Annotated in this window: 13 protein-coding genes; 9 read left to right on the top strand and 4 right to left on the bottom strand. The window is 50.5% G+C overall.

The annotated features are described in order from the left end of the window. Positions 1-585: 585 nt before the first annotated feature. Positions 586-1,305 carry a YebC/PmpR family DNA-binding transcriptional regulator gene (locus tag HPT30_RS05925; RefSeq protein WP_175370512.1) on the bottom strand — a complete coding sequence of 240 codons (720 nt, stop codon included), beginning with the start codon at positions 1,303-1,305 and terminating at the stop codon, positions 586-588. A 204-nt stretch (positions 1,306-1,509) separates the two neighbouring features. On the opposite strand from HPT30_RS05925, the gene HPT30_RS05920 reads away from it, so the two are divergent. After that, entirely contained in the window at positions 1,510-1,911 is a 402-nt protein-coding gene (locus HPT30_RS05920) for an RrF2 family transcriptional regulator (RefSeq protein ID WP_175370511.1), read from the top strand. A 95-nt stretch (positions 1,912-2,006) separates the two neighbouring features. On the opposite strand, the gene fabV is transcribed toward HPT30_RS05920, so the two are convergent. After that, positions 2,007-3,197, bottom strand: coding sequence for an enoyl-ACP reductase FabV (gene fabV, locus HPT30_RS05915; RefSeq protein ID WP_175370510.1), 1,191 nt, complete (start codon positions 3,195-3,197; stop codon positions 2,007-2,009). Positions 3,198-3,364: 167 nt separating this feature from the next. Between fabV and HPT30_RS30675 the strand changes: the two genes are divergently transcribed. The 8 genes from HPT30_RS30675 to yajC all read left to right on the top strand — a co-directional run bounded on the left by HPT30_RS30675 (position 3,365) and on the right by yajC (position 11,274). After that, a complete protein-coding gene (locus HPT30_RS30675) occupies positions 3,365-4,129 on the top strand; it encodes a BofC C-terminal domain-containing protein (RefSeq protein ID WP_175370509.1) in 765 nt (254 codons plus the stop codon). 281 nt (positions 4,130-4,410) lie between these two features. Next, positions 4,411-4,914, top strand: a complete 504-nt coding sequence (gene ruvC / locus HPT30_RS05905; protein ID WP_175370531.1) for a crossover junction endodeoxyribonuclease RuvC — start codon at positions 4,411-4,413, stop codon at positions 4,912-4,914. Continuing rightward, the gene (ruvA, locus tag HPT30_RS05900) at positions 4,911-5,528 is read left to right on the top strand and encodes a Holliday junction branch migration protein RuvA (protein WP_175370508.1); all 618 of its coding nucleotides are present in this window, start codon (positions 4,911-4,913) and stop codon (positions 5,526-5,528) included. Before ruvC ends, ruvA begins: the two co-directional genes overlap by 4 nt. 45 nt (positions 5,529-5,573) lie before the next feature. Further along, positions 5,574-6,581: a Holliday junction branch migration DNA helicase RuvB gene (gene ruvB, locus HPT30_RS05895; RefSeq protein ID WP_175370507.1), complete on the top strand. Its 1,008-nt coding sequence runs from the start codon at positions 5,574-5,576 to the stop codon at positions 6,579-6,581. 33 nt (positions 6,582-6,614) lie between these two features. Then, complete coding sequence (locus HPT30_RS05890) at positions 6,615-8,720, top strand: SpoIID/LytB domain-containing protein (protein ID WP_175370506.1); 2,106 nt, start codon at positions 6,615-6,617, stop codon at positions 8,718-8,720. Between the two features lie 9 nt (positions 8,721-8,729). Beyond that, positions 8,730-9,758: a tRNA preQ1(34) S-adenosylmethionine ribosyltransferase-isomerase QueA gene (queA, locus tag HPT30_RS05885; RefSeq protein WP_175370505.1), complete on the top strand. Its 1,029-nt coding sequence runs from the start codon at positions 8,730-8,732 to the stop codon at positions 9,756-9,758. Between the two features lie 16 nt (positions 9,759-9,774). Next, complete coding sequence (gene tgt, locus HPT30_RS05880; RefSeq protein WP_175370530.1) at positions 9,775-10,914, top strand: tRNA guanosine(34) transglycosylase Tgt; 1,140 nt, start codon at positions 9,775-9,777, stop codon at positions 10,912-10,914. A 45-nt stretch (positions 10,915-10,959) separates the two neighbouring features. After that, entirely contained in the window at positions 10,960-11,274 is a 315-nt protein-coding gene (yajC, locus tag HPT30_RS05875) for a preprotein translocase subunit YajC (RefSeq protein WP_175370504.1), read from the top strand. 83 nt (positions 11,275-11,357) lie between these two features. On the opposite strand, the gene HPT30_RS05870 is transcribed toward yajC, so the two are convergent. Then, a complete protein-coding gene (locus HPT30_RS05870; protein ID WP_246316947.1) occupies positions 11,358-12,197 on the bottom strand; it encodes a phosphatase PAP2 family protein in 840 nt (279 codons plus the stop codon). A 96-nt stretch (positions 12,198-12,293) separates the two neighbouring features. Then, positions 12,294-12,686, bottom strand: coding sequence for a TIGR04086 family membrane protein (locus HPT30_RS05865; protein ID WP_175370503.1), 393 nt, complete (start codon positions 12,684-12,686; stop codon positions 12,294-12,296). Positions 12,687-12,891 lie beyond the last annotated feature (205 nt).

Here is a 12,891-nt window from a genome sequence, read left to right as displayed (position 1 = left end):
TTAATGGTTACGTACAGTGACCTTTGAAAGTAATACTCCTGTTGCTGCTGGGCAATCTTGCAAATTCCAACTCTATACGACTCACCATAGAGTAGATTACAGTGTGAACACTTCAACATCAAGTACGCCTGGAACAGCATATGATCCAAACGGAACGTACATCAAAAAGACATTTTATTAATTAGCCTTTTCATACGAAGAAGTAATGCCCATCGGAGACCTGTGAGCGCTTTTGGGCTATAATTCAGTAAAAAAGGAAGCCTGCAGCTCAGCAGAGGCTTGTCCTACATCTAACTAGATTAGTGTTCATGACTCGGTGGAACGCTGCCGCCGCTTGATATCGTGACTGTTCCAGTGTAACTGCTATCCGCGCTCACTACTGCAGCATCAAACTGAGGTACTCGTCTTGCTGTTCAGGTCCAGACTGTTCTGGAGTTTCTCGAATAGGGAGCTGTCTTGCGGAACCCCTTATCATCCTTAAGTAAAAAAACATAAAAGGGCAACTATAGCATCAGGAATGCCATAGTTGCCCTTTTATTGTAAAGTATTTTGCCCGTAAGTAAATATTTAATGTAGAGTCCGGTTCTATTCCTCGGAATCCACGTTATGATACACTTGCTGAACATCATCGAGATCTTCCAGCGCGTCGATCATTTTGTTGAACTGGGCTTCTGACTCTGCCGGAATCTCCACATAGTTTTGGGCCAGCATGGTGATCTCAGCCACCGTGAATTCAGTAATGCCTGCATCCTTCAGCGCGGTTTGCACGGCATGGAATTGATCAGGCGCAGCGTACACGATTACAGCGTCTTCTTCTTCCAGAATATCACGCGCATCCACATCAGCTTCCATTAGCAGTTCCAGAACTTCCTCGGCGGTCTTACCGGTCAGACCGATAACCGCTGTCTCATCGAACATATAGTTTACGGAACCGGCTACCCCAAGGTTGCCACCGTTCTTGCTGAACGCTGCTCGCACTTCGGAAGCGGTACGGTTCACGTTATTGGTCAGTGCATCGACAATGACCATGGAGCCGTTCGGGCCAAAGCCCTCATAGCGAAGCTCGTCATAGTTCTCATCGGAGCCGCCTTTGGCTTTTTCAATGGCACGGTCAATTATGGCTTTGGGAACATTATAGGTTTTGGCACGCTCAAGGACGAACTTCAGGGCCTGATTGGATTCAGGGTCCGGCTCGCCTTGTTTGGCTACTACATAAATTTCGCGGCCAAATCTAGCATATATACGACTTGTATTGGCATCCTTGGATGCTTTTTTCTCTTTAATATTATTCCACTTACGTCCCATAGTTTTCGCTCTCTTTCAACATTGAATGTGCATCACTATCTTTTATTATATCTCTTTCAGGGGGGCATGATCAAATATTCTGGGCAGGTTCGGGGCAAAAAAATTCATTGAATAAGGACCTGACCTGGCAAAGAGGGCCCTATGTTGACCCCTTGCTGGTTCAGCGTTATTATAGATGAACAAAGTCTGTAATTGAGGTGTTATATGAAATACTCAAAAGCTACCAATTACGCGCTGCATACGATGCTATTTATGATGGCGGCTGGCACTGATAAACCAGTGGGCGTCCAACAGCTTGCTGAAAGACAAGGCGTGTCCCCTACGTATCTGTCCAAAATCTTGACTAAGCTGGTTAAGGGCGGTCTCATCGAATCCGCTTCCGGAGCCAACGGAGGTTATCGTCTTAAGCGTAAGAAGGAAGATATCTCATTCCTTGACGTGATTCATGCTATTGAAGGCACGGCTTCCTTGTTCGAATGCAGTCTTGACCATTCCTCGGAATGCCTGATTCAACAGGTGATGGTGGAGGGAGAACAGAAGATGGAGCAGCATTTGCAGAGTCAGAAGCTGTCCACGTTGGCTGAGAAAATAACTGTCGTTCTATAAAAAGCAAGTGCTGACAACGGTACGTTGCTGTAGACTTCCTCATCAAAAAGAGTCCAGCCTGATTATCCAGGCTGGACTCTTTATTTTCTAGCGGATTAATATGAATTTGGCAGCTCTACAGCAGGATCTGACTCAGCGTCATAGTCTACGCCTTCAGTCTGGAAACCGAACAGGTTAAAGAAATCCTCGCGGTAGCCTTCAAGATCAGCAAGTTCAGACACATTAGCAGTCTCAAGCTTGTTCCAACGGTCCATAACTTCCTTCTGCACATCTTCACGCATTTCCCAGTCATCAATACGGATCAGCGTGCTGCCGTCGGCAGTTGCCGGGCCTTCACCATACAAGCGGTCGGAGAACAGGCGATAGATCTGCTCGATGCAGTTCTCGTGAATTCCTTTTTCCTTCATTACTTTGTACAGTGCGGAAATGTAAAGCGGAACAACAGGAATAGCCGAACTGGATTGAGTGACCAGCGCCTTATTGACGGATACGAAGGCACGACCGCCTTTAGCTCCGAGCTGTTCGTTCAGCTTGATAGCCGTTTGCTCCAGGTCATTTTTAGCTTTGCCGATCGTTCCTTCACGGTAAATAGCGTGAGTAACCTCTGGCCCAATGTAAGAGTAGGCCACCGTTGTAGCGCCATCTGCCAGCACACCGGCTTTTGACAGCTCATCAATCCACATGCTCCAGTCCTCGCCGCCCATAACGGCAATTGTCTGACGAACTTCTTCCTCTGTAGCCGGCTCGATAGTTGTATCGGATACTTCGCCGGTATGGAAGTTCATAGTTTTGTTGCTGTATGCTGTGCCGATTGGCTTAATTACTGAGGAGAAGGTCTCTCCGGTAACCGGATGCGTGCGACGCGGGGAAGCCACACTATAAATAACCAGGTCTACGTTCTTAAATTCGTTTTTGATCAGCTCAATGGTTTTTTCCTTGATTCCATTGGAGAAAGCATCGCCGACAATGCTGAAGGACTTCAGCCCGAGCTGGTTAGCCTGCTCTTCAAATGCTGCTGAATTGTACCATCCTGCGGAGGCTGTACGCGAGCCTTCAGCCGGTCTGTCGAAGAAAACTCCGATCGTGTTAGCGCCTGCACCAAAAGCTGCGGCAATCCGCGAGGCCAAGCCATAACCGGTCGAAGCGCCGATTACAAGCACGTTGGCTGGGCCGGAGATTTTCTTCTGGGACTGTACATATTTAATTTGCTTCTCTATTTGTTTGGCGCATCCTTCGGGATGGGCTGTTGTGCATATAAAACCGCGTGTTTTTGGTTGGATAATCATCAAGGAATTCCCCTTTGTAAATAAATTTAAGCCTGCAATCAATCAGTAAGAGTATAGCAAACAATATTTAGTAATTCAAAGCATTTGCACAGCACGGCATTCCCAATCATGCATAAAGGCTTCCTTCGCAGGTCACAATAGGAAAAAACCAGAATGAAGGGATTAACGTGAATGCTTCTCGCTTGAAAAAACAGCTTTGGCGTAGATGGAGACGTTGGAAAAAAGCATTGTGGGTGGGAGCGGCCTGTGTCGCTATAACGATATTGGCGTGGCGCGGAATGCAGCTTCCCGGCGAAATGAGCGAACTGCTGGAGGAACCATCGGCTTCTGTAGCGGATTCTTTGGAGCGTCTGCGCGGTACGGTTGAGAACGGGGAACATTCCGGAGAGGAGCCGATAACGGCAGTTTTTCGGGAAGGAGATGGCGATGAAGAGGGCGACTACAGTCCGCGGCGACAGCAAGTTCTCCAAACGATACAGCAGAGTGGACTCAGCAGGACGGTTCATCTGAAGGTTAGCTATGTATCCGGTGAGGAGATTCAGAATCTACCCGGCCAGATGAACCCGGTTCAGCTTAAAGAACTGATCGCCAAGCATCCATCCTGGGAGGCCAGAATCAGTGCTGCCGGAGATCTTTGGCTGGAAAAGAGAATCGCTGACCTGTCACCAGCCGTCAAGAAAGAAGCCTACTTTGGCGTGGACGAGCATGGAAACTTAACGCTGTTCAAGGGTCCTCCAGGCCAGGATGAGGTTCTGAAGACTTTTTTTCAAATGGATATGGGTTCCATGAAATCCTCTTTGCCGGAGGACATCTGGAGGCAGCTGCAGGATGGAATTCGGGTGCAGGACATCGAAGAGTACAATAGTGTGCTGTCCACCTTCAGTGATTACGCGCGGGATAATTCGGAGCAGGTTATGCAAAATAAGGAATAAGTCAGAGCTTCTGCTCTGGCGGAGCTGTTAATAGGAAGTACTGGATTGAGGCCTGGGGTGATACCCGCAGGTCTTTTTTGCTGTTTTATTCCTGTCAAATTGTGCGGTAATCACCCCCTTGTATAGGGCCGAAAGACCCCTTTTCTGGGAGCAGGGAAACTTTCTCCTCACCGCGGAGTCTATTTTTGCTATAATGGTTAGAAGGAATACATATGTTCGCTTTAGTGCTGGAGCCGAGGGACGGAGCCCGGCTTCTTATTGACCATAGAGGAGAGAGAAGTGTGCGCATATTAGGAATTGACCCGGGGCTCGCGATTGTCGGCTTCGGCTTTGTGGATAAGGAAGGCCATAAGGTGACGCCTGTGCAATACGGCTGTATCCAGACAGAGGCGCATACGCCGGATGAAGAGCGGCTGCTGCATGTCTACGAGGGTATTACTCAGCTTATGGAGAAATACAAGCCAGATGCGGTGGCACTGGAGAAGCTGTTTTTCGCCCGCAACGTAACCACTGCATTGCCAGTCGCGCAGGCCCGTGGGGTTATGGTCCTGGCGGCCATTCAGCGTGGGCTCCCTATAGCGGAATATACGCCGATGCAGGTTAAGCAAGCGATCGTAGGCTATGGTAAGGCAGAGAAGCGCCAAGTACAGGAGATGGTGAAGATGTTCCTGAAGCTGACCGCGATTCCTAAGCCCGATGACGTGGCGGATGCGTTGGCGGTTGCTGTATGTCATGCCCACTCTTACAGTCTTAATTCCAAATTAAATGAGGTATTGCGAAAATGATAGATTTTTTGAGAGGTCCGGTTGTATACCTGGAATCCGAATATGTGGTGCTGGATGTGCAGGGGGTGGGATACCGCGTGTTCTGCCCGAATCCCTATGCTTTTGCCAAGACAGAGGGGCCTGTAACGATCTTTATTCATTATGTGACCCGTGAGGATGCAACCCTACTGTTCGGTTTCTCTACCCGTGAAGAGCAGCGGCTGTTCCGCAAGCTGATTGAGGTATCTGGTATTGGCCCGCGTGTGGCGCTTGGTATTCTGACAGGGGGTACCCCGGATCAGCTGATTTCAGCGATTTACCAGGAGAATATTACGTTCCTGACGAAGCTGCCAGGGATCGGGAAGAAGACGGCACAGCGCATGATCCTTGATCTGAAGGATAAGCTGGATGGACTTAGCATGGCTTCCATGCAGACCGGTCTCTTTGCGGTTCCGCAGGAAGAAGGCAGCGATGCCTTGCCGTGGGACGAGGCCAGAGACGGCTTGAAGGCACTTGGCTATACCGAGAGCGAGTTGGACCGTGTGTGGTTAGCCCTGAAGAAAGAGGGATCCGATACAGGAAGTGTCGATGTATTGATGAAAAAGGCGCTGAAGCTGCTGTACGTGGCGAAGTAAAGCCTGCCTGCGGGCATCTTTTAAAGAACTGGAAGTGATGAGAGAATGGACGACCGGATCATATCTGCCAATCTGATGATGGAAGAACAGGCTGTGGAGCTGAGCCTGCGCCCCCGTTATCTGGCTGAATATATTGGACAGGGCCAGGTTAAGGAGAACCTGAAGATCTATATTGAGGCGGCCAAGATGAGAAACGAGGCGCTGGACCACGTGCTGCTCTATGGCCCGCCGGGTCTTGGTAAGACGACATTGGCGAACATTATTGCTAACGAGTTGGGTGTGAACTTGCGGACAACCTCAGGACCAGCGATTGAACGGCCGGGAGATCTGGCCGCGCTGCTGACCAACCTGCAAGAGGGCGATGTGCTGTTCATTGATGAAATTCATCGCCTGCACCGCACGGTGGAGGAGGTTATGTATCCAGCTATGGAGGACTTTGCGCTGGATATTATGATCGGCAAAGGACCAAGTGCGCGTTCCGTGCGCCTGGACCTGCCTCCGTTCACGCTGATCGGCGCGACTACGCGGGCAGGACTATTGTCTGCGCCGCTGCGCGACCGCTTCGGCGTGGTCAGCCGGCTTGAATTCTATTCCATCGATGAGCTGAGCTTTATCGTCTCCCGCAATGCGGATCTGCTGGGTATTGAGATTCAGGGAGAAGCTGCTGAGGAAGTGGCCCTGCGGGCACGCGGAACACCGCGGATTGCCAACCGTCTGCTGAAGCGCGTCCGTGATTTTGCCCAGGTGCGCGGCGACGGAATTATTACACCTGACATTGCGGCTGAAGCCCTTCGTATGCTTCAGGTCGACCCGCGTGGACTGGACAGCATTGACCATAAGATGATTCACTCTATGATTACGAGTTTCCGCGGCGGTCCTGTTGGACTTGATACCATAGCCGCTACTATTGGAGAAGAAAGTCAGACCATAGAGGATGTATATGAGCCTTACCTGCTGCAGATTGGCTTTCTGCAACGGACGCCACGCGGCAGGATTGTCACGCCGGCTGCCTATCATCATTTGGGCATTCCGCTCCCTCCGGAGCAATCATGAGTTTTTAATTCCCTGTACGAAGGAGGATGCTGAATGAAGCATGGAAGAAGGAAATTCTCAGCGCTGAAGGTGCTGGGCCGGGGAATGCTGGTATCAGCACTAGCTGCGGGAAGCTTCCTGATCCCTGCCGGGAGCAGTGAGGCTGCACCCGGTGCAACAATTCGTGTAGCACTGTACGCCGATATCGGCAGCAAATATAAATCTACGGTGGCGGCGGCAACGCTACAGTCAGACCAAAGTTTTAATCTTGTGACCTCGCAAGGAGGCGGGGCACCGCTCGCGACTGTTCCGGCCAAGAGCAGTATTCGTGTCAGCCTGGACGGCTTTCGGGTGAAAGTGCTGGAAACCCCGTCTTGGCAGGCGGCAGCCGATGCGGCCAAGAAGCTGCAATCTACTTCTGACAAGCCTCAGCTGTTTGTGGTGACGAGAAATGGGTCCAGCCTGTATCAGCTGTACACCGGAGTATATGCCAGTGAAAATGCAGCGAAGGATGGATTGTCCAGAGTAACTAAAGCTGGATTGTCCATTCCGCCAGGGCAGACACCGGCAATGACAGGCACCAAGCATTTGTCTGCTGGTTCCTTTGCGACCCAGGACGAGGCTGATGCGGTGATTGTCAGTTTGGCAGCGGCGGGATTCGATGCCTGGCCGGTATTGTCATCGGCTCAAGACGGCAGCTCGCAGGTCGAGGTCTGGGTTGGAGAAGCTGTAAATGATACGAGTCTGGCGGCGTTGGCTGCTGCGGTGAATGTGGCGCTGCCACAGATTACGTTGTCCACCAGTGCAGTCTCAACAGCCGGTTTAATCGTGCGCAGTGATGCGGGCCTGGATCTTACCAATGCGGGACAAGTTCCCCACTATGTTGTGTACGGTAGCGGAGCCAAATTCCTTGCTGCTGGCAATGATGCTGGCATCCAGCTTGTAGAGCGCTCCAAACGTGTGTACCGGGGTAATCTGGAGCTTAGTGGATTGAACGGATCGCTCGCAGTGATTAATGAAGTGTCACTGGAGCAATATTTGTATGCTGTTGTTGGCGGAGAAGTCTCTTCAAGCTGGCCGGAAGAGGCTCTGAAGGCGCAGGCTGTTGCAGCCCGCAGCTATGCTCTGGCCCAAGGCAACAAATTTGATGTGGCCAATGTGGTGGACACCACACTGAGCCAGGTATACAACGGAATAGGGGCCGAGGCACCAGCCATCACCAAAGCGGTAGATGCAACAGCTGGTGAAGTGTTGAAGAGCGGCGCGCAGATTGTAGAAGCCCTATTCTCCTCCAACAGCGGCGGTGTAACGGCTGATCCTTCCGAGGTGTGGGGGAACGGCAGTGATGTGTTTGTCAGTGTGCCGAGCAAGGAAGACGTTGCATCCGTAGCGTCCAAACAGTGGTATTATGTTCTGCTGCCTAATGGAACCGCTGGCTATGCCCGGGAAGACAATATCAAATTAACGGGAAGCAAAACGGCAGCTGGACTTGATTTGGCTACAGCGACCACGAAGGACGTGAATATTCGTCCCCTGCCGATCATCCAAAGTGATGCTAATCCGGTGGGTAAGCTGAACCCGGGAGACAATGCTGTGGTGCTGGACAAGGTGTATGAATCCGGCAGCTACTCATGGGTGAAGGGTCCTTATTCTTCGGCTGATTTGTTGAAGAGCCTGCAAGGCAAGACAAGCAATGCGCTTCCTTCGTCAATCATCAGTCTTCAGGTAACTCAGCGCGGTCCTTCCGGAAGAGCTACTGAGGTGAAGGCTAATGGCGAGATTCTGAAGGTGAAATATCCGGATCTGTTCCGTTCGGCATTCAACGGATTGCCTAGCACATTGTTTGATATTGTGCCAACCGGCAGTTATACTGTACTAGGCGCTGACGGCTCAGTCTCTACCGTTGGTAGTGGAAGCAATGCTGGTGTTCTCTCCGCAAATGGAAAAGTAACGTCTTCCGCCACCGGTACGGTGGTTATGGGCGGCGATGCCAAAGCTAGAGTAGTTACTGGCGGGTCTGGCTTCCTGTTCATCGGCCAAGGCTTTGGCCACGGTATGGGCATGTCCCAGTGGGGCGTGAAGGGGATGGCTGACAGCGGGTATGATTACAAGCAAATATTGCAACACTATTATCGTAACGTTACTATAGTTAAGGAATGAAGACGCACAATGAATGTAGAAGATTATGATTTTAATCTGCCTGAAGAGCTGATTGCCCAGACTCCGCTGCTTGACCGTAGTGCCTCGCGGCTGCTGCTGGTCAACAGGGAGACAGGTGAGACAGATCACCGGCATTTTAGCGATATGCTCGAATATTTGCAGCCGGGAGATACACTGGTTCTGAATGATACCAGAGTCATTCCGGCCCGTCTGTTTGGTGTTAAGGAAGACACCGGGGCAAAGGCAGAAGTGCTTCTGCTGAAGAACCTCGGAGAGGATCGCTGGGAAGCATTGGTGAAGCCCGGCAAGAAACTGAAGAGCGGGGCAGTTATCGTATTCAGCGATGAACTGCGGGCAGTAGTGGAAGATGAGTCTGATATGGGCGGACGGACACTCCGCTTCATTTATAAAGGGATCTTTCAGGAGATTCTCGACAGGCTGGGAATGATGCCGCTTCCACCGTATATCAAGGAGACACTGGATGACCGTGAGCGGTATCAGACAGTGTATGCCAAGCATGAAGGTTCAGCGGCTGCGCCAACGGCAGGTCTGCATTTTACCACCAGCCTGCTGGAGCAGATTGCAGCCAAAGGTGTATCCATTGCCTACATTACGCTGCATGTTGGTCTGGGCACGTTCCGTCCGATGTCTGTAGAGAAGGTCGAGGAGCATGTCATGCATGCCGAGTATTTCGTCATGTCGCAGGAGACAGCAGATACACTGAATGCTGCCCGGGAGCGCGGGGGACGAATTATAGCTGTAGGTACGACCTCTTGCCGTACACTGGAGACAGTCGGGCGGCAGTGTCAGGGGGGACCGCTAACAGCATGCAGCGGATGGACAGATATTTTCATTTATCCAGGTTATCAATTCAATGTCGTTAATGCACTAATCACGAACTTTCACCTCCCTAAATCAACACTGGTGATGCTTGTCAGCGCATTGGCAGGTCGTGAGCATATTCTGGCCGCCTATGAAGAGGCGATTGCCGAGAGATACCGGTTTTTCAGTTTTGGAGACGCGATGTTTATTTATTAAGTAAGAGGATGGGTTAATCATGGCAGCAATTACGTATGAGCACATCAAAACGTGCAAGCAATCCGGCGCAAGACTCGGAAGAGTCCACACGCCTCATGGTGTCATTGAGACACCAACATTTATGCCTGTAGGCACCCAAGCTACAGTAAAGACAATGAGTCCAGAAGAGTTGAAGCAGATGGATGCTCAAATTATTTTGAGCAATACCTACCATCTGTTCCTGCGCCCGGGCCACGATATTATTCGTGAAGCTGGTGGTCTGCACAAGTTCATGAACTGGGATCGCCCGATTCTGACCGACAGCGGCGGGTTTCAGGTCTTCTCGTTAAGCGACATGCGCAAAATCACCGAGGAAGGCGTACAATTCCGTTCCCATTTGAATGGAGACAAGAAATTCCTCTCCCCTGAGGTGGCGATGGAAATTCAGAATGCGCTTGGTTCGGACATTATGATGGCCTTCGATGAATGCCCGCCGTTCCCGGCGGAATATGATTATGTTAAAAAATCGCTCGAGCGGACTACCCGCTGGGCAGAACGTTGCCTCAAAAGCCATGCCCGTCCTCAGGACCAAGGGCTGTTCGCCATCGTACAGGGAGGCATGTATGAAGATCTGCGTCGCCAGAGCGCCGCTGATTTGACTTCCATGGATTTCCCGGGGTATGCTATTGGGGGGCTCAGCGTCGGAGAGTCCAAGCAGCTAATGTATGAAGTGCTGGATTACACAGTTCCGCTGCTGCCGCAAGGGAAACCCCGCTATTTGATGGGTGTGGGTTCGCCGGATGCGCTCTTGGAAGGTGCGATCCGGGGTGTGGACATGTTCGACTGTGTTCTGCCAACCCGTATTGCCCGCAACGGAACAACGATGACCAGCCAAGGAAGACTCGTTGTACGCAACGCTCAGTATGCCCGTGACTTTGGGCCGCTGGATCCCGAGTGTAACTGTTACACCTGCCAGAATTATTCCCGCGCTTATTTGCGCCATTTGATTAAGGCAGACGAAACGTTCGGATTGCGGTTAACGACATACCATAACTTGCACTTCCTGTTGGAACTGATGCGTAAAGTGCGTGAAGCCATCAGAGAAGATCGGCTGCTTGATTTTCGCGATGAGTTTTTTGCACAATACGGCTTAAACGATAATCTTAAAGGCTTCTAGAAACGGAATTGTGCGTTTGCCAGTCATTTGAAAGGGGGGAGAATTATGTTTGAGTTAGCGGGAGGTACAGCCCAGTCCGGAGGAAGCATTCTGGGTCTGGTAGGACCTTTTGTACTGATGTTCGTAGTCTTCTATTTCCTTCTGATCCGTCCTCAGCAGAAGAAAACTAAAGCTCGCAATACAATGCTGAAAGCGCTGAAAAAAGGGGATAAGGTTGTTACAATCGGTGGTCTTCACGGAACGATTGTAGAAATCTCCGACGACATCGCGGTTCTCAAGGTCAATGATGTGACTAAGCTTACATTTGACCGTGGTTCCGTCAGCCATGCGGTTGCGACCGATACGGAATCGAAAGAGTAGGAAGATTCATATAAAAGCGGCATTTCTTCTCGGTAGAGAGGAAATGCCGCTTTTTGCTATGCTCATATGAACTTGTTGGAGTGTTAACGCATAGGGTTGGCACGGCTGCGGAAAGTTAGTCTTTCCGAACTGGTTCGCAGCGTTAGCTTAGCGAGTTGAACGCCGACTGTAGCGGATAATATCGCAAGTACGGTACCGCCGAGCATATCGGTTAGCCAATGAATACCTAGATAGAAGATTCCGAATACAATGACAACGGCAGACAGGGTGGTGATTGCCATCCAGCGGCGGTTGCCCGAACGGTAAGCCAACAATGCCATCGTAACAGAGATGGAAGTATGAAGACTCGGGAAGCAGTTGTCGAGCCCTGAAAGCGGTCTGTATTCCTGCTCAAATCTGGGGAACACATCCAGCATGACGAATCTAACGCCTGCCGGAGCATATGACCACACCTCATTCACCGGGAAGAACAGGTAGAACGGAATAGCGATGGCATAGTTCAAAATAATAGCGTAGCAGGTAGCATAGAGCATCACACGGTTATTGTCGAGCAGGTAGACGCCCAGAGAAGCCGCTAACACCGCCTGCAACATAAAGATATAGAAGAAGACGATTATAGGTGTCAGCCAGGGGCTATAGAACAAATGCTGCACGCTCTGGACAAAATGTCCCTCCAGTCCAAATATAAATGGAGTGAAATCCGAAGTGATATTCAGCTTCTTCTCAATCTGCAGCTCGTATTTATTGAGGGCCAGTACCCCGAATAAACCTACAAAAAGCAGTAAAAATTTATAAGAGCCTAATAGTTCTCTTCCGATCTCAATTAATGCGGTGAATGGATTGCGGCGTGAGCCGATCCAGACAAGTGCAATAACAAGAACAACAGTGTATAACACGATATGGTCCATGGATTGGTAAAGCAAAGCAATCGAAGCCTCCTTGATCCCTTTTGAAGTCAGTGAACACAGTTTAACATATTTTAAGGGGAGCAGTTCCGATTTTTTTAAAAATCCTTAAATTTATGCTTTTTGTAAATTAACCCCAAACATTCCACCAAGCGCGCCGATTGCTGCAGCTGCCAAAGTCCAGAGCAAATCCGTTCCTGAAGGCGCACTGTCAAGCGCTAGAAAACCGATGATTAGCACGATAATACCGTAGAAGAGCCCGGTCAAGCTCCCTTTATACCAACCCTTGCTGCTGGCTCTGCGGCCTGCTGTGAGCCCACCAAAAGCGATGGCTACTGCATGTACAATGTAGGTGTACAGAGAGAGGTCCTTTTCTTCCAGCCCGCTACCCCAAAGCAGAAGCGAAAGGACAAACGCGCCCACCAGCATCCAGAGGAACGATCGGCTGAGGCCTGACAATACAGGATTGGCTATTCTCCATGAGAACAGGCGCCGGATTACATGCATGGTACAACCTCCTAAGCATTTTTATGATGGCAATACAAGCTACTACTCATTGTATGGGCAGGCTTGCCCCGTTAGTACAAGAATGAGACTGTCGTTACTTTTACCATTAATTAATAAGCCAGCTTCCGAATGTTCCCTGACCCGAGCGGTCAGAATAGGGTATACATTAATGACCTGCGGGGACGTTCACTGCGGGTAAACGCGG

It is taken from the genome of Paenibacillus agri (assembly GCF_013359945.1).
GTDB lineage: Bacteria > Bacillota > Bacilli > Paenibacillales > Paenibacillaceae > Paenibacillus_AQ > Paenibacillus_AQ agri.
Note: the sequence above shows the minus strand (reverse complement) of the source record. Positions and strands in the feature narration are given on the sequence as shown.